General features: G+C 35.7%; 18 protein-coding genes, 2 tRNA genes and 1 CRISPR repeat array. Of the genes, 18 read left to right on the plus strand and 2 right to left on the minus strand.

From position 1 onward, the window contains the following. Nucleotides 1–16: 16 nt before the first annotated feature. From AC3B5S_RS06935 to AC3B5S_RS06970, 8 genes are all read left to right on the plus strand, one after another. A complete protein-coding gene (locus AC3B5S_RS06935) occupies nt 17–1,681 on the plus strand; it encodes a putative polysaccharide biosynthesis protein (protein WP_489769655.1) in 1,665 nt (554 codons plus the stop codon). 219 nt (nt 1,682–1,900) lie between these two features. Then, nucleotides 1,901–2,395 carry a hypothetical protein gene (locus tag AC3B5S_RS06940; protein WP_489769656.1) on the plus strand — a complete coding sequence of 165 codons (495 nt, stop codon included), beginning with the start codon at nt 1,901–1,903 and terminating at the stop codon, nt 2,393–2,395. Continuing rightward, on the plus strand, nt 2,392–3,114 hold the full coding sequence (locus AC3B5S_RS06945) for a GntR family transcriptional regulator (RefSeq protein ID WP_489769657.1): 723 nt from the start codon (nt 2,392–2,394) through the stop codon (nt 3,112–3,114). Before AC3B5S_RS06940 ends, AC3B5S_RS06945 begins: the two co-directional genes overlap by 4 nt. Nucleotides 3,115–3,238: 124 nt before the next feature. Then, entirely contained in the window at nt 3,239–3,667 is a 429-nt protein-coding gene (locus AC3B5S_RS06950) for a PTS sugar transporter subunit IIA (RefSeq protein ID WP_489790271.1), read from the plus strand. Nucleotides 3,668–3,681: 14 nt separating this feature from the next. Then, on the plus strand, nt 3,682–4,155 hold the full coding sequence (locus AC3B5S_RS06955; RefSeq protein WP_489769659.1) for a PTS sugar transporter subunit IIB: 474 nt from the start codon (nt 3,682–3,684) through the stop codon (nt 4,153–4,155). A gap of 11 nt (nt 4,156–4,166) precedes the next feature. After that, entirely contained in the window at nt 4,167–4,952 is a 786-nt protein-coding gene (locus tag AC3B5S_RS06960) for a PTS mannose/fructose/sorbose/N-acetylgalactosamine transporter subunit IIC (protein WP_489757733.1), read from the plus strand. Continuing rightward, on the plus strand, nt 4,942–5,769 hold the full coding sequence (locus AC3B5S_RS06965; RefSeq protein WP_489790272.1) for a PTS system mannose/fructose/sorbose family transporter subunit IID: 828 nt from the start codon (nt 4,942–4,944) through the stop codon (nt 5,767–5,769). Before AC3B5S_RS06960 ends, AC3B5S_RS06965 begins: the two co-directional genes overlap by 11 nt. Before the next feature lie 21 nt (nt 5,770–5,790). Continuing rightward, entirely contained in the window at nt 5,791–6,792 is a 1,002-nt protein-coding gene (locus AC3B5S_RS06970) for an SIS domain-containing protein (protein WP_489769661.1), read from the plus strand. A 151-nt stretch (nt 6,793–6,943) separates the two neighbouring features. On the opposite strand, the gene AC3B5S_RS06975 is transcribed toward AC3B5S_RS06970, so the two are convergent. Then, nucleotides 6,944–7,027, minus strand: a tRNA-Leu gene (locus AC3B5S_RS06975). Nucleotides 7,028–7,085: 58 nt separating this feature from the next. Here AC3B5S_RS06975 and AC3B5S_RS06980 point away from each other — a divergent pair. Then, a complete protein-coding gene (locus AC3B5S_RS06980; RefSeq protein WP_489790273.1) occupies nt 7,086–7,928 on the plus strand; it encodes an NAD(P)H-hydrate dehydratase in 843 nt (280 codons plus the stop codon). Between the two features lie 92 nt (nt 7,929–8,020). Here the strand turns inward: AC3B5S_RS06980 and AC3B5S_RS06985 are convergent. Continuing rightward, nucleotides 8,021–8,091, minus strand: a tRNA-Gly gene (locus AC3B5S_RS06985). 83 nt (nt 8,092–8,174) lie between these two features. Between AC3B5S_RS06985 and AC3B5S_RS06990 the strand changes: the two genes are divergently transcribed. From AC3B5S_RS06990 to argS, 9 genes are all read left to right on the plus strand, one after another. Next, nucleotides 8,175–9,020, plus strand: coding sequence for a YitT family protein (locus AC3B5S_RS06990; protein WP_489757737.1), 846 nt, complete (start codon nt 8,175–8,177; stop codon nt 9,018–9,020). Between the two features lie 277 nt (nt 9,021–9,297). Beyond that, a complete protein-coding gene (cas9, locus tag AC3B5S_RS06995) occupies nt 9,298–12,681 on the plus strand; it encodes a type II CRISPR RNA-guided endonuclease Cas9 (RefSeq protein ID WP_489790274.1) in 3,384 nt (1,127 codons plus the stop codon). Between the two features lie 267 nt (nt 12,682–12,948). Further along, nucleotides 12,949–13,863, plus strand: coding sequence for a type II CRISPR-associated endonuclease Cas1 (gene cas1 / locus AC3B5S_RS07000; RefSeq protein WP_489790275.1), 915 nt, complete (start codon nt 12,949–12,951; stop codon nt 13,861–13,863). 58 nt (nt 13,864–13,921) lie between these two features. Beyond that, the gene (gene cas2 / locus AC3B5S_RS07005) at nt 13,922–14,230 is read left to right on the plus strand and encodes a CRISPR-associated endonuclease Cas2 (RefSeq protein ID WP_489769858.1); all 309 of its coding nucleotides are present in this window, start codon (nt 13,922–13,924) and stop codon (nt 14,228–14,230) included. Beyond that, nucleotides 14,227–15,249: a CRISPR-associated protein Csn2-St gene (gene csn2-St / locus AC3B5S_RS07010; RefSeq protein ID WP_489790276.1), complete on the plus strand. Its 1,023-nt coding sequence runs from the start codon at nt 14,227–14,229 to the stop codon at nt 15,247–15,249. Before cas2 ends, csn2-St begins: the two co-directional genes overlap by 4 nt. A gap of 19 nt (nt 15,250–15,268) precedes the next feature. Beyond that, nucleotides 15,269–15,832: a CRISPR direct-repeat array (repeat unit 36 nt; unit sequence GTTTTTGTACCCTTAAAGATTTAGCAATAGAAAAAC). A 168-nt stretch (nt 15,833–16,000) separates the two neighbouring features. Next, a complete protein-coding gene (locus AC3B5S_RS07015; protein WP_489757742.1) occupies nt 16,001–16,261 on the plus strand; it encodes a SemiSWEET family transporter in 261 nt (86 codons plus the stop codon). A 23-nt stretch (nt 16,262–16,284) separates the two neighbouring features. Beyond that, nucleotides 16,285–17,631 carry a hypothetical protein gene (locus AC3B5S_RS07020; RefSeq protein ID WP_489790277.1) on the plus strand — a complete coding sequence of 449 codons (1,347 nt, stop codon included), beginning with the start codon at nt 16,285–16,287 and terminating at the stop codon, nt 17,629–17,631. Nucleotides 17,632–17,710: 79 nt separating this feature from the next. Beyond that, nucleotides 17,711–17,833, plus strand: a complete 123-nt coding sequence (locus AC3B5S_RS07025; RefSeq protein WP_489757744.1) for a hypothetical protein — start codon at nt 17,711–17,713, stop codon at nt 17,831–17,833. A 284-nt stretch (nt 17,834–18,117) separates the two neighbouring features. Continuing rightward, on the plus strand, nt 18,118–19,821 hold the full coding sequence (argS, locus tag AC3B5S_RS07030; protein WP_489757745.1) for an arginine--tRNA ligase: 1,704 nt from the start codon (nt 18,118–18,120) through the stop codon (nt 19,819–19,821). Nucleotides 19,822–19,963: the final 142 nt, after the last annotated feature.

Genomic DNA, 19,963 nt, shown 5'->3' on the forward strand with positions numbered 1-19,963 from the left:
AGAGAGGATCAATTTGATGGATCAAGATGTCGAAGAGAATACAGTGACAACTGCGGTAACTGGTGGCAAAAATGATTTAATTAAGGGTTCAGCTTGGATGACGGCGGGAAGTATTTTTTCGCGAGTCTTGGGTGCTATTTATATCATTCCGTGGAATATGTGGTTTGGTTCCGTTTTAACGGCTACCTTGGCCAATGCCCTATTTGCTAAGGGCTATAATATCTATAGTCTGTTTTTGATAATTTCGACGGCGGGTATTCCCGGGGCAATTTCCAAACAAATTGCGCATTACAATGCTTTAAACGAGTATGCGGCGGGAAACCAGTTATTTAAACAAGGCATCAAAATCATGGCTTGGATGGGCATAATTAGTGCAGCGCTGATGTATTTTGGCGCACCGCTTTTGAGTGATTGGTTTGCTGATGGCAATGCCAATGCCATTCCAGTTTTAAGAGCCTTGGCGATTGCGTTATTAATCATTCCGTTGATGAGTCTCATGCGGGGCTATTTTCAAGGCTATTCACAAATGGCACCTTCAGCGGTTTCTCAATTAATTGAGCAAGTGGCGCGCGTAATTTATATGTTAGCGGCAACGTATTTAATTATGAAGGTGCAAAAGGGCAGTTATGTTAGTGCCGTAACGCAATCGACCTTTGCGGCTTTCATTGGTGCGGTCTTTGGTTTAGGAGTGTTGGTAATTTACTTTTTAAAACAATTACCGCAAATTCGCCGTCTATCACGACAAAGTAAATTTGAAATTGATACACGTCATCAGAATTTTTTTGGAGAAATTATTCGCCAAGCAGTTCCTTTTATTATTCTGGATTCTGGCATTATCTTATTCCAATTATTTGATCAGTCGACGTTTAATTCAATGATGTCGTCGTTTCAACATTTTAGTAAAGACACATTGAATGCCATGTATGCTCTATTTGCCTTTAATGCAAATAAATTAATTATGATTGTGGTTTCTTTATCAACAGCGATGGCTGTTACTGCGATCCCCTTATTGTCAGCAGCTTATTCGCGTCATAACCAAAAAGAAATTCAAGATCAAATTGGTAATATCTTACAATTGTTTTTCTTAGTTATGTTACCGGCAGCTTTAGGCATGTATGCAGTAGCTAAGCCTTTGTATATTTTGTTTTATCGATATGATCAGTTGGGGATTTACTTGTTACAATTTAGTTGTGTAGTAGCTATCTTGTTAGGGTTATTTACGGTTTTGTCAGCTATTTTACAAGGACTATATCAAAATAAAATGGCGATTAAATATTTTGTGATTGGTTTTATTGTTAAAATGCTTGTACAATATCCATGTATTTTAATTTTTAGTAGTTTTGGGCCCTTAATGGCGACTGCTATTGGCATGGCGGTCACGTGTTGGCTGATGTTGCGATTATTGTGTGTGAAATTTGAGTTTAAATTACAGCCGACCATTAACCGTACTTGTGGCATTTTTATGTTAACAGTTGTGATGTTAGTAGCCATTTTAATCTTGGATTTTGTTGCATATCATTTGGTGAATAATCAAGGTCGCCCGTGGGCTATTGTGTTATTATGCCTGGAAGTTGTATTAGGTGTTGGGATCTATGGTTATTTAATTTTAAAATCGCACTTAGCGGAGAAGATTTTAGGCTCCAAAGTTGCTAATTTACGGCAAAAATTGCATATCAATTAATCTGTTTTAAAAAACAATAAGGTTGGAACGCAATAATGAATTAATGTTCGTTTACTTCTAGATAGAGTACGATCATTAATCTTATTGTTCCAACCTTATTTTTTTGCTATTACAAGTTGATTAGAATCAGAAACAGTGGCTGAAAGTCTGAATAATTAGCGATTAAACGGTGGTATATAATATGTTAGTAATAAGCAATTTACCAAGCATGGAACGCTATTGATAGAATGGTCTGAAAATAATATGGAAGTAATTGATTTAAAAAAATATACGACTCCTCTTCAAAAAGTTAAGCAGCATCCGAAGTTGATTAACGTACAAGAAGTCGCAGAATCAGGTTTTTATAATACAATGTTTGCACAAAAAATAGGCCGCTTAAGAAAGCGCGTCTTCGTTTTGTTAGAACAACAGCAACCAACTGCCATTATCACTTCCTTAATTCCCAACCGCTTTTTACCACAATTGGATCAAAGTGATTTAATGGATTTGGAAAATCTAGTAGATTATCAATGTCAGGTTAATCAAATCACTCAAAATGTGATGTTGACATGGGCTAATGAACAGGAACGTAAATTGTTCAAACAAGAAGTTGACCGCTTACAAGTTTTGGTAGAAAAAGCAATTTTTCGTAACAATCAAGGAACGATTATTCGCTCGGAAGAAACAGTGCTGTTGCCGGACCAATTTATTTTTCAAAAAGGAGAAGGAGATTGAAGACCTATTTGTATATTGAAGCTAAGGAAAAAATTCTCAATTTAATTACTAGTGGGACTTTTAAATTTAATGAACGGATTTGGAATGAACGAACTTTAGTTAGTCAATTAGGTTACAGTCGTACAACTATTAAAAATGCGATTAATTCATTAGTGGCTGATAATATTTTGGAAAAAAGGCGCGGTGATGGGACGTATTTAGTGGAAGTGGGCACTAACAATTTGGTGAAAATTGGTGATGATGCGCCCAATTCGTTTACACAAATTATGCGTATTAATAAAAGAAATACTACTAGTCGTGTTTGGTCATTTAAAGCCATTTATCATTCTCCAAAATTGCAATTGATTTTTGATAATAAATATGAAGATTTTTACGAGTTAATTCGGACTAGAATGGTGTCACAACAAGTAATCGCCTTTCAAAAATCTTATATTCCGTTTAGGGAATTTGAAGATGCCCATCGCTATGATTTTGGAAAATTGTCGTTGTATGATTATATGGCTTTTAGAAATAAAAAGCCAATTATGTTTCATACGATTTTTCAGGCCCAATCTGTTGAAAAAGCGCCCTTTGTTGCGGAGCAGTTGAAGTTAGCCGAAGAGCGTTATTTGCTTTATTTTGAATATCAAGGTTTTACTAAAAGAAAAAAATTAGTTGAATATACACAGTCATGGTATAATCCTAATTTTATTAATTATAAAAATACAATTCAGAGATGATTGGTCCCTAAATTGGTTTTAAAAATGAGGTCATTTTAAGAAATGGTCTTTTTTTTATTGCCTGAATTTGAAAATAGCTCTAGATTTAATAAATGAAGATATGGCTATAAAGAAGGTGAAAACTGTGGAAATAGTACTGGCAAGTCATTCAACTTTGGCGTTAGGAATGTATCAAACGGTGTCATTAATTATGGGGCAACAGCCGAAATTACATTATATTACAGCTTATGTTGATGACAATCTTAGTTTTCAGGAGCAATTATTGAAAATCATCACGCCCATAAAGAATGAACAAATTATTTTCTTAACTGATGTGTTAGGAGGATCTGTGAATAATGAGTTAGTTCAATTTGTGCAAGGAGAAGATAACTACTTTTTGATTACCGGAATGAACTTGCCCTTGGTCTTGGAACTGATCAATTACGTTAATGTAACTAGTCAAGTTGATGCGGTCACATTAATGCAAAAATTACAGGAATTAGTTGCCATGGGCAAGGATGGTTTACAGATCGTTATGGATGTCGCAGATTCCGTCGAGGATGAAGATTTTTAAGGAGAAACGAGAATATGATTGTAATGACTAGAATTGATTACCGTTTGTTACACGGCCAGGTGGCTTTTGCTTGGACCAATAATTTGTCTGCGAATGCGATTTTGATTGCTAATGATGCAGTAGCACAAGATACTTTTCGCAAAAAAACTTTACAATTAGCCAAACCAGCTAGTGCCAAATTGATTTTTAAATCAATTGCAGATTCTGCCAAAGCAATTAAGAGTGGTGTGACGGATAAATATCGAGTGTTTATTATCGTGGAGACAATTAATGACGCTTATCGCTTAGCTAAGTTAACACCAGATATCAAATTAATTGATTTAGGTTTAGCTAATAAAACAGAAAATAGTCAAAATATCGCTAAATCAGTCTATGTAACGGCAGCTGATGTGAGACAGTTAACGGATTTAGAAAATAACGGGGTTAAAGTGGTAGTTAAGCAGGCACCTAATGATCCGGACACTGAATTTTCAGCTTTAATTAAGTAAAGGAGAAAGTAATGATATTACAAGTTATCGGCATTTTCATTATTTCCTTAATTGCTAATATGCAAGATTTTTTGGGATCATCTTTTATTGGACGGCCAATTGTAACCGGTTTTTTGGTAGGCGTTTTGTTTGGTGATATTAAGCAAGGACTATTGATGGGAGCTACTTTAGAGTTAGCTTTTATGGGCTTAATGGGAGTTGGAGCAACTGTCCCGCCAGATGAAATTATTGGAGGAATTTTGGCAACAGCCCTGGCTTTAAAAAATGGTTACGGCGTGAGTGTTGCCTTGACATTGGTTTTACCAATTGCCACTTTGGGTTTACTAGTTAAGAATTTGTTGTACGTTGTCGTCTTTCCAGCCATGACACACAAAGCTGATCACTTAAGTGATGAAGGTAAAATCAAGGCTGCGGGCAACATGCATCTCTGGGCTGCCTTGACTAGAATTTTAGTTATGACTTTAGTGACAACGATTTCTTTTGCTTTGGGTAGTGGTTTGGTTAAAGCATTCGTACAAATCATTCCGAAAGCTTTAATCGATGGGATCACGATTACAACTGAAATTTTACCGGCAGTAGGTTTTGCAATGCTTATCAATATGTCGTTTTCCAAAAGTGTTGCGCCCTTCTTTTTCTTAGGTTTTGTCTGTTCCGCGTATCTAAAATTAGATATGGTTGCTGCATCGATTATCGGGGCTATTTTTGCCGGAATAATGTACTTAATAATGAATGAAATTCATAAAAATTCAACGACTAGTGCGAATACGCAGACGGAGGTACAAGAGGATGACTTCTAAGTCTCAAGAGCAAAAAAAGTTAACTAAAAAAGATTTACGTGGCATTTTTTGGCGCAGTATGCCCATGGAAGCGTCGTTTAACTATGAGCGGATGATGAGTATGGGCTTTGCTTATACGATGTCTGGAATTATTGATAAGTTATATGATCGTGTTGAAGATAAAACTGCTGCCTTAAAACGGCACCTAGAATTTTTTAACTGTACTTCAGCAACTTCGCCGTTTATTGCTGGTGTCTTGGCATCGATGGAAGAAAAAAATGCCAATGATCCTGAGTTTGATCCGAGTGCTATTAACGCTATGAAAACTGGATTAATGGGTCCTTTATCTGGCATTGGTGATTCTGTTTTCTGGGGTAGCTTGAAAATTATCGCTAGTGGAATTGGCATTTCTTTAGCGCAAAAAGGCAGTGTTTTGGGACCCATATTATTTATTCTAATTTATAATATTCCCAATTTATTAGTTCGCTATTATGGAACGATGTGGGGCTATCAATTAGGCAGTGCTTTTGTGGATAAAATGGCCAACGGTCTCATGAATATGATTACTTACGCCATTAATATTTTAGGTAATACGGTGATTGGGGCCATGGTGGCTTCCATGGTGGTCATTAAAATTCCGGTAGCAATTAGTGCAGGTAAGCACCCTGAAACAATTCAATCGGTTTTAAATTCAATTATGCCGGACTTAATGCCATTGCTGGTTACCTTTTTTATTGCCTGGCTGTTAAAGAAAAAGCATATTAAAATGATTTGGATTTTATTAGCAATTCTAGTCATTAGTGTTGTCGGTGCATTCTTTGGCTTCTTGAAGCCTTAGTTAAATGAGGAGAATAAATCAATGTATTTTGATAAGCAAGTTTTTATCACCAATTATGAAGCAGCTGTCAATGAATTAGAACATGTCAGTACTGTGGCTGAGCAATTACAAGCAAAGTCAATTAGTAAAATTATTTTTACAGGGTGTGGTGGCACCTATACGAAATTTGTAGATTTGCGGCCCATGATGTTCAAACAGTTAAAAATGCCGTTTTTAATCGTTAGTCCCGAAGAATTAATTTCAGAATATTTTTCAGTGATTGATGAACAAACTTTGATTATTGCTGGCAGCAAAACTGGTGCCACTCATGAATTAATCCAAGCATTAACAACTATTAGAGCGCAGAAAAAATGTCTGATGATTGGATTTATTGGTGATGACAATAGTCCTTTGGAACAGGCTGATTTGTTAGATGAACGCTTAAAGTCTATCGACACTGACGCTAATTTAATTGAGTTAGGTTGGTTAATTTTAAATTTATCAGGCAATTTGGCTAATGTTCAGGTGACCACCATCCAAAAGCAATTGTCTACTTTAGATACTAATTTAGTTCGGGGAATGGAAACTTTAATGCCCCAAGCTTTAGATAAAGTTAATAATACTGATTTAAAAGCACATCAGTTGTGGGTCGGTTCAGGTTTAATGTGGGGTGAAGTTTGCTGCTTTGCCAATTATTTATTAGAGGAGATTCAACGGATCAAAGCGCAAGCGGTTCATTCTGGAGAATTTTTCCATGGGCCAATGGAAATCGTCGATCGCAAGCAAAATGTCAATATTGTAGTTAACAGTGGTGGCAATCGGCAGAATGATTTGAGAGTGGTGAATTTTGCCAAGCAATTTACGAATGATTTGTTGGTAGTTGATATGCAAGCCTTTGAATTGGATCAATTAGACCAATCTTTGCGCGATTTTATTGAACCATACGCTTTAAATCACTACTTTGATACTTTGTTTAATATGTATTCAGTTAAGACGGGGCGCTCCGCCAAAACTCGTAGATATTATCGTTTATTAAATTATTAATTCAACAAAAAAGCTCCCAAATTGGGAGCTAATACATAGGCTTTACTCATATAATATATGTTAAACTGATGTTGAAAAAAATTAATTCATAGTTTTAGCGGACATATGGTGAACCAATGCTTGCAAAACGTTGATAGATCAAGCGATTTTATGCCGTTGACAGGAGTCGAACCTGCACATGGTAACCCATACAGCGACCTGAACGCTGCGCGTCTGCCAATTCCGCCACAACGGCTTTACAAACAATTATTATAACAAATTTATACCAGAAAGTAACTAAGGATTTGATAAAAATGGAAAAATTAACAACAAAAATTTTACAAACGGTCATTCAACCACGGCCAGTTGACTCGTATAAAGGTACTTTTGGCAAATGTTTGATCATTGCAGGCAGTCAACAATTTGGTGGTGCGGCTTTAATGGCAACTGGTGCGGCACTTTATACCGGAACCGGATTAGTGACTTTAGCTACTGATCCAGAGAATCTCACTAGTTTAAGAACCACATATCCAGAAGCGATGGGCTTAGACTTGAATGATACAAGAGCCATTTTAACAATGGTCCAAACTGTTGATGTCGTAGCGTTTGGTCCGGGATTACAAATCACAGCACCAATGGGCGATTTGTTAATTCAAATGGCGACCTTGTTGACGTCCAAACAAACACTGATTTTAGATGCTAGTGCTTTTGGATTGATCGCGCAAACTAAACTGAATTTAAAAAAAATTCAGGCGCATTTGATTTTGACACCACATGTGATGGAATGGAAAAAGCTCAGCCATTTATTACCATCACAACAACAGTTTGAGCGCAATCAGGCGACGCTTGATCAATTAACATTACCCCAAACGGCTTTGATCTTGAAAGGCGCCCCTAGCCATATTTATTTTAGTGGTAGTCAACAAATTTTTGAAAATACTGCTGGAACTCCTGCGATGGCTACCGGTGGCATGGGTGATACCTTAACTGGGATAATGGCCGGCTTTGTAGCCCAATTTGATTGGAGTCCAACAACTGTGTTGGCGGCTACTTTTGCACATAGTTATTTGGCAGAGCAATTAGCCCAAAAGCAGTACGTAGTTTTGCCAACACATTTAATTCAAGCGTTACCTCAGTTTATGAAATTGTGGCAATAATTGTTTTAAACTGGTTCGTGGCAAAGCCAAGTGCCTTTTTTCCAGCGCAATAAAAAAGAGCCCCTCAGGCTCATTGGTCAGTAAAATTATGAAGCGGATGACGAGAATCGAACTCGCGACGCCAGCTTGGGAAGCTGAAGTTTTACCATTAAACTACATCCGCAAAATATAAAATTATTATACACCTATTTAAACAAAATAGATATTTTTTTTGATATTTTTTTCAATTTCAGGCATAATATAGTTATGATAACAATTAGAAAAAACAAATACATCAAAAAAATATCGCGAATTTTGGGCGTGTTAGTGGGCCTGGAATTAATTGCAGTTAGTGTTTCAATGTTCTTCGATCCTCATAAAATTGCTGCTGGTGGGGCCACAGGAATTGCTATTTTAGTTAAGCAATTGTGGCAGGTGCCGCTATCCATGACACTTTTAATCTTCAATGTATTTATGTGGATTTTAACTTTGATCTTTCTTGATAAGGTTGCTGCAGCTAAAATCACGTTTGGCAGTTTGGTATTGCCACTCTTTTTAGCGATCACGCCGGATTTAATGATTATTAAAAATCCGCTGTTATCGGACATCATTGGTAGTATTGTTTTTGGCTTTGGGTTGTCGATTATTTATCGCTCAGGTTATTCAGCAGGTGGTACCACGGTTCCACCCATGATTTTTAATAAATATTTTCGCATCCGCAATGCCAATAGCTTGTTTGTTATTGATGGTATTGTCTGTTTGGGGAATATTTGGGTTTCGGGATTTGAGTATTTCTTCTTAGCTATTTTATCAGTTGGTATTTCCACAATGGTGATGAATTATATTCAAACCGGTTTAGATAAAAAATTAGTTGTTTATGTTATGAGTGAACAACACCAGGATGCTATTCAGACTATTTTGGAGCAAGAACTACAACTAGGAAGTACGGTGTTTGACGTTCGTGGTGGTCGTTCTAACGAACCGAAAGAAATGTTGATGATTGTGACCGATACGCAAAATTATCGGAGTATTTTAGATTTGATTTTTGATATTGATGCTGGTGCGTTTATTTTGGCGGATAGCATTGCTGAAGTGCATAATGGCAGTTTTTAATCCCTAATTAAAAATTTGCGAGGCGTTAACTTTTAAATTAGAGCTGATGCATGATTGGTAAAAGTTCAGAGTTAAGGGCGAGCAGAATTTCTCGTTAATTTAGTTTAGATAACGTTTCAAAAGCCAGAAGTTGGTGTTTAATTGCGCGCAGCACTAAAGTAAAAGTTCGTACTTTAATGTTGGCCGCAGTTAATACTCAACTTCTTTTTAATATTTTTGATTAATTCTTTAATTTATTTGTTAAAATAAAATTATTAAAAGGAAACGGAGCAAGGTTATGGCACAATCAATCAGTCTAGGCTTAGATATTGGGGTATCATCAGTTGGTTTTAGTGTCCTGGATTATCAAAAAGGGCATGTTCTAGAACTGGGCTCCAGGTTGTTTAACGCAAGCATTTCGGAAGAAAATGAGACGCGGCGCGATCGGCGTGGAAGTCGGCGATTGTTAAGACGGAAAAAACAACGCCGAATTGATACGGTTAATTTATTTGAACGTTCCAAGTTACTTCCTACACGTTCCAAAACCGATCCGTATTATATTAATTTGCCGCAAAATGTGAATCCGTATGCTTTACGAGTTAAAGGGTTAACGCAGCAGCTAACTCAATCGGAATTAGTAAGCGCTTTATACAACATCGTTAAGCACCGAGGAATTAGCTTTACCTTGGATGATCTAAAGAGCAGTAGTGACTATAGTCAGAGCTTAGAAATTAATGAGACTGACTTACAAACACAGACGCCAGCGCAAATTCAGCTGCAACGATTGCAAAAATATAATCAAGTACGTGCAAAAATTGAAAATACTGAGAATAATCAAGTTTTACTAAATGTTTTTCCCACCGCCGCTTTTGTCAAAGAAGCGCGGCAAATTATTGCTACCCAGCGGCAATTTTATCCCACCATTTTGACTGCCGAATTTGAAGAACAATTTTGTAAGATTTTACAGCGTAAGCGGGGCTATTATCAAGGACCTGGTAGTGAGAAATCACGGACGGATTGTGGTATTTATAAAATAGACGGTCGGACCTTGGATAATTTATTTGAGGAGTTGATTGGGCGTGACAGAATACATCCTGAAGAACTGCGGGCTTCGGCCGCTTCTTATACTGCGCAAGAATTCAATTTATTAAGTGATTTAAATAATTTAACGATTACCACTTATGAAGATGGTAAGATGCCGCCGGCTGATAAATTGCAAATTATTGACGAATTGCGGCAAGCTAAGGGTAATCCGTCAATGATGAAATTGATTAAAAAAATTAGTCATTGTGAAGAGCAAGATATTCGCGGTTACCGAGTGGATGAAAATGATAAACCAGAACTGCATTCCTTAGCTATTTATCGAAAAATACGCAAAGCTTTTTTAAAACAAGATATTGAGATTAATACTTGGAGTACGGCTTTTCTTGATGATTTAAGTTTTATTATGACGCTTAATACTGAAGATGGTGAGATTAGAAAACAACTGCATCAACGGCTGCAACCCCAATATGATTTCTTGGACGATAGTTTAATTCAGGCTATTATTGATAATAAAGCAGCGTTTGAAATCAAAAGTAACAATAAATGGCACCGCTTTTCAATTAAAACAATGCGCGAATTAATTCCTGAAATGCAAAAGCGTCCAGTGGAACAAATGACATTGCTTCAGGAAAAAGGTTGGTCTTTGCGCGATCAACATCGTTTTCAAGATGACGAGTATTTGCCCTACCGTAAGATTACGGAGGATATTTATAATCCGGTTGCCGCTAAATCCGTGCGGGAAGCGTTAAAAATTGTGAATGCTGTAACAAAAAAATATGGTCAACCAGATTATATTGTTGTGGAAATGCCGCGTGACAAAAACGAAAAGGATATGAAAAAGTATCTGGATCAATTAAAAAAGAATAATCGCAAAATTAAAGATCAAGCCATGCAAGAATTTATAACATCGGTTGGCAGTAAACAAGACGTTGATGATGGTTTACGTAAACAGGGTGGTAAATTATATACCAAAATTCGCCTGTGGTATGAACAACAACATAAGTGTTTGTATAGTGGCCAAACTATTGATGCATATGATTTATTACATTATCCAGAAAATTTTGAAATCGATCATATTATTCCCCAGTCAGTATCCTTCGATGATAGTTTAAATAATAAAACGTTGTGTTACAAAGAAATGAATCAACAAAAAGAAAAACAGACACCATATGAGTTTTTTAATATGAACCATGGTCAAGGTTGGAAAAAATTTGAAGCTCAAGTGTTAAACAATACCAATTTTTCTAAAGCCAAACGCGATAATTATTTATGCGATGAAGATTTAAGTGATTTAGAAGTGCGGCAGCGCTTTATCAGTCGTAACTTAGTTGATACACGTTACTCTTCACGCGTGGTCTTGAATAGTTTGCAAGAGTTTTATCGAGAGAAAAACCAAAAGACGAAAGTAGCCGTCATTCGGGGTAAATTCACGTCTAATATGCGTAAGCATTGGCATTTACCGAAGTCTCGAGAAACTTATCATCATCATGCAGTTGATGCGACGATTATTGCCGCGACACCGTTTTTGAAGTTATGGAAAAAATCAGGTGGTACGATTTTTCCAGTGAAAGTGTCAGAACATACGATTGATATCAAAACAGGTGCTATTTTAGACGATAAAGAATATGATCAGCAACTACTGAATTTGCCTGATAGTCATTTGGTGACAGAATTACAAGAGATAAAACCACGAGTGCAATTTTCGCACCAAATTGATAAAAAGATGAATCGTAAGATTAGTAATGACACTATTTATTCAGTCCGTAATGGTCAATTAGCTAAAGATAAGCAGCCAGCAGATTATATCATTGCTAAAATTAAAAATATTTATGATGCTACGGATTATGCCAAATTCAAAAAAGTGTATGATAAAGATCCATCTAAGTTTTTGATGGCTAAATTAGATCCACAAAGTTTTGCTTTGTTAGAGCAAGTGTTGCAACAATATCCTGATCAAATAGAAGAAATTGATCAAGCAGGTAAGGTGAAACCTAAAAATGTTAGTCCGTTTGAACTATATCGACGCGATCATGGTTTTTTGCACAAATATGCGAAGCATAACAATGGTCCGATTATTAAGCAATTGAAGTATTATGATAAAAAGATGGGCTCAAAAATTAGTGTTACGCCTCAAAACGCGCGCAATAAGCAAGTTATTTTGCAATCTTTGAAACCATGGCGCACTGACGTTTATTTAGACGAAGCTACTGGTGAATATCAAATCATGGGGATTAATCATTCTGATTTGAGTTGTGTTCATGGCACCTTTGGAATTAAAAGGGCTGATTATCTCGAAATCAAGGCACGAGAAGGGGTTCAGTCTGATGCAAAGTTTTTATTTTCGCTGTACCGGAAAAATCGGATTAAAGTGCAAAATTTAAAAACGAAAGAGCAAATGGAATTACTATTTTGGTCACGGACAACCAGCAATAAGAATTATGCAGAATTAAAATTATTAGATTCGTATGATAATTATTTGACGAAGATTCCACTATATGGTAACGCTAAAGAAGGCAAGCAAATTATTAAGCCGCTAGTACCCAAGGACTGTAAACTTTGGAAAGTCAATACTGACATTTTAGGTAATCCATACTACCTAGAGCAAGAAGAAAAACAGCCACAAAATATTCTTGATTGATTCTAATAAAGGTGTTATACTTACTCTCGTAGGGGACGCCTTATATGTTTGAATGTTCAAGCGACTTAAAGTTTTTCTATTGCTAAATCTTTAAGGATCTACAAAAATAAGGGTTCATCCCGAATTTATTGACTGCCTTTGGCAGTCATTTTTTTTACATAAAATTTTCCAATGTAGAAATTTTCTTAATTTTTGACAAAAAAAGATTGTCAAAGAATAAAATAAGCCTTATTATGAAAACGATAACACTAAAAAGAGGCGTTTATTTTGGGTTGGCGGATCGTACATATTAAAGAAGGAGAATTATTGCGACTTAAATTAGATAATGTAGAAATTGTCAAATTATCTAAAACAGTCTATATTCCGTTATCTGATATTAATACCATTATTTTGGAAGGCAATCGCACCACGATTACAACCAAACTGTTGGTGGGTTTAAGTCATAATAATATTGGCTTAATTATTTGTGATGATAAATATTTGCCAGTAGGCATGTATCTGCCATATGGTCAATACCATCATTCGGCTCAAAGAGTAATTGCTCAAGCTAATTGGACTAGTCAACAGAAAGCTAGAATGTGGAAACAGGTCATTGCACAAAAAATGCTGAATCAAATTGCATTTGCCCGTTACAAGGGAGTGGAATTAGAACGCTTAGAAATGATGGAACAATTGGTCATGGAATTAACCGATGGTGATTTAACTAATCGTGAGGGTCAGGTAGCTAAAGTTTATTTTGATTCGCTGTTTGGCAATTCATTTACTAGAGATGCTGAGGTGTTAGTTAATTATGCAATGAACTTTGGTTATGCAATTGTCCGCTCCTGCGTGGCGCGGTGTGTGGTAGCCGATGGCTTAAGTTCAATGTTAGGCATTTTTCACCGAAATGAATTTAACAGTTTTAATTTGGCTGATGATTTAATGGAACCCTTTCGGCCATTGATGGATTATTGGATTGATCAACAAGTTTTGTCAACAACCGACTATTTGAGTTATGAGTCGCGGATGAGCTTAATTAATTTTATGAATCAAGAAATGTTGATTAGCAATAAGAAAATGACGATGGATCATGTGATTCAGAAATTTGTGCAATCGTTTGTGACCGCCATGAGTACAGATGATCCACAAGCTTTGTTGACGATTAGCTTGCAAGATTTTATTCAGGCAAATAGTATTAAGTAAAGTTTTTTGTGGAATTAGTATCGTTAATTTATAGGAGGATCAGGTGAAATATCAAAATATGCGCTTACTTTGTATGTTTGATTTACCCATGGAAACAATTAATGAACAACGACAATATCGAATTTTTCGCAAAGAGTTAATTCGCAATGGTTTTACCATGCTACAATATTCAGTTTATTATCGGACTTTACCCAATCGTGCGGCCGGTAAAAAATATGAACATAATATTCAGGCTTTTTTGCCTAATCATGGTGAAGTTCGCTTATTAGCAGTTAGTGAGAAACAATTTGATGATATGAAAATTTTAGTTGGTAGTCGCAGTAATCAGGAAGCCTTGGTAGGTAGTAAAAAGCTGGTGCAAATATGAATTTACAAATTGAGTATCAAGATCAGCAATTTGTGGAAGCTGACTTAGACCAAATTCTTTATTTCGTGGGTCCTAATCATGATATGCTGTGGAAAATATTTCGTAGTTTTTATTTTTATCGTCAAAAGTTGGATGTTTCTGAGGCCAATATTTATGGTGAAAATGGTATTGAGTTACTGATTGATGATCATTTAATTGATTTAAAACATAATCACTTTTATTTTATTAATAGTCGTCAAGCGATTTATCAGCAAGTCATCTATCATAAACCATCTTTGTTCTTTGATTATCTGAATCAAAAGGAAAACGAAGTAGCTGTTACTCAACATTTAGAGCATATTAACAATGAATTATATCAACTATCTTTTTTACTACAGGATTATGTTGATAATTTTGCAGATAGTCTGCAAGTGGATTTAAGGGATCTAAATTATTTAGAGTTGTTAAAAAATAATTTGGTAGTCGGTTATCAAGAAAATCAAATCATGACACCAATTGAATTGATGAGTACTGATGAATTAGTGGATGAGTATCTCAATTTAATTACGGCTGTTGCCCAACGAACGGCTGATAAAATGTGGTTAATTATGTATAACCCTACGAGTTATTTATCAACTGATAAAATTGAAGAATTAGTAACTAAGTTAAAACAAATTATGCTTCAAACTAATTTACAAGTTATTTATATAGCGAATGATTTTCAAGGCGTCAGATTAGATAGTGCTGATATTTATAAAATAATTTTGGTTGGTCCTCATATTGAACAATTACCACCATTTGATGTTGTTATTCAAAGTCTAAAAAATCATTATCCCAATATGATGAATTTGTCTAATCAGCAAATCTTAAAATCTTTAGCCCAGTTACTACCCTTGATAGGTAGTAAGCGAGAGGTTGCATTATCATCAAAAGATTTGGTATTATTAAAAATAATAAATGATTTGCTGGATTATGAGACGTCATTTAATTTAGAAGATTATTTATTAACTGATGCAGAAATCTCTTTTTTGAAAAATTAATGATTATTTTCAATTTGAGGTTTTTGTACCCTTAAAGATTTAGCAATAGAAAAACAAAATTATCAATTTGACCATCATCAATTGAGTTTTTGTACCCTTAAAGATTTAGCAATAGAAAAACAATGAAAGGAGAGAGCTTTATGAAGACTAAGTTTTTGTACCCTTAAAGATTTAGCAATAGAAAAACTCCTTACTATCAAGACTTTTTAAAGCAATGGTTTTTGTACCCTTAAAGATTTAGCAATAGAAAAACGGTAATTTAAGTTAGTCGTCTTTGAGAGTTGTTTTTGTACCCTTAAAGATTTAGCAATAGAAAAACCACGTGCGAAAATCGACCACTAAGTATTATGTTTTTGTACCCTTAAAGATTTAGCAATAGAAAAACCCGTGACCAATAACGCCTAGCATGCTTGAAGTTTTTGTACCCTTAAAGATTTAGCAATAGAAAAACAATTAAATGCAGATAACTAGTGAGGCCCTTGTTTTTGTACCCTTAAAGATTTAGCAATAGAAAAACTAATGGTCAACTGCTACTCACGGACCTAATGTTTTTGTACCCTTAAAGATTTAGCAATAAAACAACTATTTTTATTAAAACTCATTGATTGTAAAAATAAAATAAATTTTATTCTCTAAGTACAATTGTGAAATCAAAGTATTACGTATTTGCTAATTTAAACAATATGCACTATGATAAAATTACGCTTAAAATAAAAGCGCTACCAAAAGATCTATCACGGGAGATGTTTATTTGAAATTTGAGAAAGTCATTACTGTTTTAGGATGGATTGCTTCTATAACTGCCATTATTATGTACGTAGCGTATATTCCACAAATTATTAACAATTTACACGGTGTGAAAGGAAGTCCGATTCAACCGTTGGCAACAGCTTTTAACACATTGTTGTGGGTAATATATGCACTATGCAAAAAAGATCGTGATATTCCACTAGCATTGTGTAATGGTGCGGGAGTAATTTTTGGTTTGATTACTTTCTTAACAGCTTTATAAAAATAATTTAGAAAGGATTAGTTATGAAAACTATTAAAATTAGTGATACCTCTAAAAAAATCAAAATTAATGTGCCAGTTGTTTTTTCAGTTACAGAAGATCTCTCAGGCGATTTGTGGTTAGCTCATGATCAAGAAAATCATGAAATTATTTGTCAACGCTTACAAAAAGAAGACAATAAATTTATAGCAATAGTGTCTTTTGCACAAGGTGATGTTCAACTGCAATTAGATCATGTCTTGGAGCCTAGTGAAGTAGACGGCATCCAGGAGATCACATCAACTCAAGAGACAGATACTTATGTTCATTTAAATACAGGTGTTTTTGATTTGGAACTGTGCCGTGGTAATGCTCAAGGTGAGGGTTCCTCCAAATGGGGTTTACGTCATTTTAAATCAGTTCAGGAAGACAAAGATTTATTACCATCAGGTAATAATGCAATGGGCGGATTTTATGGTCCATTCTTCACCCCTGATAATGGTTTAATCAATCCTGCGGAACACTTGATTGTAGATATTCAGGCTTTGGAAGATGGCCCAATTTTTAAAAAATATCGTCTATCTGGCAGAATTCCTGACGGGTTAAAACCGGAACTATATGGTAAGCATTTTAGTTTGGATTGGTCTTTTTATTATAATGTTCCGTTCTTTTCACGTGTTTACCATGTGGATCATTTTCAAACAACAGTTAATCATCGTTCCATTACTGATAAGATTACCGTCGGTGATGAATTTGAAAGTGGAATCGGTCATCAAGTGTTTGATCGCTTTATTACCGATAGTGGCGTTTGGTATCGTGCCGGTGATCCGTATGCCAATGATTTGGCTGATAAGGTTCAAACGTTAGTTAATGATGGTCAAACGCGAGGAACAGCTTTTGAAAAGTTTCGGTCTTTGTTGACTGGCGATATGGCATCAGCACATTGGGATTTATATTGGCGGTTGTTTTCAGTCTGGGAAAATGCTTTGGAGCGCTCGGAAGATGAAGCGCAATTGGCAGATATTCGAGCTCAAGCATTTGTAGAAGCCGAAACTAACGACCGACCATGGACTTATTCACAGCAACCAGTCGATGTTAGCCAGGTAGCTGATCAAACTATCTTTGCGGGACCAGCAACTAAATCAGCCGAAATTAATACGCAAACGCATCAAGCAATGATTTGGCAAACTGCGCAAGCAGCCGGTGCTTTTCAAATTGTTCAACGTCCTAATTCCGGTTGGCAGAATTGGGGTACTAACGGTGAAAATGAGTGTCCCGCTTTGCCGACCAATACTTTGATTCAGACAGCTTATGGGCCTTTCGAGGATAATTGGCAAGACGTTGCTGATAGTTTGGAAGCTTTAGCAAAAGTTGCTGTACAAGTTCAATAAAATAGTTCAAATGTTTTTGCTTGACATCCTAATATGTTCTGAGTAGAATAAGCAGAATTATATCTAGGAGGTAATGAGCATGAAAAAATTACGCATTCAACTTGATACAGCTTCACAAACGTTCATTGCCGTTGATCCCAGCAGAAATGTCAGTGGACAAGGCAAGACAATTCAAGAAGCTATTATGCATTTAAAACATTAATTAAAAACTATTTTAAAGGTTACTAATTTTTACCGTTGCTTGAAAATTTAACTTGAATCCTTTAAAATGAGTTTTGCAGAGAGTTAAGGTACATTTGGTTGTTTTAGTGAGGTCTTGTGAGTGTGAAAAGGCTACAGTCAAGTACCGTCGTGTCTTTGTGTTTTTTAAAATATGTTTAAATTAAAGTGGATTACTAATCAATTAGAGTGGTACCGCGGGTTAACTCGTCTCTTTCATATTTAATATGAAAGAGCTTTTTTTATGTTATGGAGGATCAGATAATTATGGATTTACAACAAGCCAAAGTAAGCATCCAAGAAGCCTTGCAACCAAATTTAACGAACAGTGATTTGACTGCTGACCAAATTTTGAATTTGATTGAAGTGCCGAAAAATACGCAAATGGGTGATTTTGCTTTTCCAACTTTTCAATTAGCCAAACAGTTACATCAATCACCAGTGGTCATTGCGCAAGATTTAGTCAAACAAATTGATCCAAATGTCTTTGCTAAGGTGGAGGCTAAAGGACCTTATGTCAACTTCTTTTTACAGCGTCCAGCCGTAGCACAAACGACTCTGCAACAAATTCTTAATGAACAATTGAATTATGGTGCAACGAAACAGGGCAACCAACAAAAGATGGTGATTGATATGTCATCACCTAATATTGCAAAACCGATGTCGATGGGCCATTTACGTTCCACTGTAATTGGTAATTCTTTGGCCAAAATTTTAGCCAAGTTAGGTTATCAACCGATTAAGATTAACCACTTGGGTGATTGGGGCACGCAATTTGGTAAACTAATGGTGGCTTACAAAAAATGGGGTTCTGAAGCAGAAGTTAAAGCTGATCCGATTACCAATTTACAAAAATATTATGTTAAGTTTCATCAATTAGATCAAGAACACCCTGAATTAGATGATGAAGCGCGAGAATGGTTTAAAAAATTGGAAAATGGTGATGCTGAGGCTACGCATTTGTGGCAGTGGTTCCGCGAAGAATCACTCAAAGCTTTTACCAAAGTTTATGACGAATTGGGAATTAGCTTTGACTCTTATAAGGGTGAAGCCTTTTATAATGATAAAATGGACGAAATTGTTGATTTATTGGAACAAAAAGGTCTATTGCAAGAAAGCCAAGGGGCCGAGATTGTTGATTTAGGTGAACAATTACCACCAGCGATGATTAAAAAGTCTGATGGGGCTACTTTGTATATTACACGTGATTTAGCAGCGGCTTTATACCGTAAGCGAACTTACGATTTTGATAAAGCTTTTTATGTTGTTGGTAGTGAACAGAGTGTGCACTTTGAACAATTAAAAGCAGTATTAGCTAAAATGGGCTTTGATTGGGCAAAAGATATTGAACATATTAAGTTTGGTTTAATCACTTCGGGTGGTAAAAAATTATCTACACGAGCAGGCCGGGTGATCTTATTAGAAGACGTGTTGCATGATTCGGTGCAATTGGCCCAAAAACAAATTGCCGAAAAAAATCCTAACTTAGCTAATCCAGAGCAGGTCGCTCAAGAAGTTGGTGTCGGTGCTGTAATTTTTCATGATTTAAAAAATAATCGGACCGATAATTTTGATTTTCAATTAGATGAAGTCGTGCGTTTTGAAGGTGAGACTGGCCCTTACGTTCAATATACTCATGCACGAGCAATGAGTATTTTACGTAAGGCAGATTATCAAGCCCAAACTACAGAAATAACAGCCGCCACTTTAAATGATGAAGCTTGGGACATCGTCTTAACCTTAGCCAATTTTCCTAAAACGATTCAACAAGCTGCTCAACAAAAAGAACCTTCAGTCATTGCCAAGTATGCATTAAAGTTGGCTAAGTCGTTTAACCATTATTATGCTCATAACAAAGTTTTAGTGGATGATGACCAATTGCAAGCACGCTTAAACTTGGTGCAAGCACTAGCTTGGGTTTTGGCAGCTGCCTTAGACTTATTAGGGGTTAAAGCACCTGATGAAATGTAATTAAAAACTTTATCTAAGCAGCAAAATATAATGTAAAATTAAGGGTGATTGGGATAAAAAACTAGTCTACAATTAAGACTAGTTTTTTTAAATACTTCAAAATTCAAATTTTTGTTGTTAAAAATGCTAAACTACAAAATAA

The sequence above is a fragment of the Bombilactobacillus sp. ESL1094 genome, from assembly GCF_058107425.1.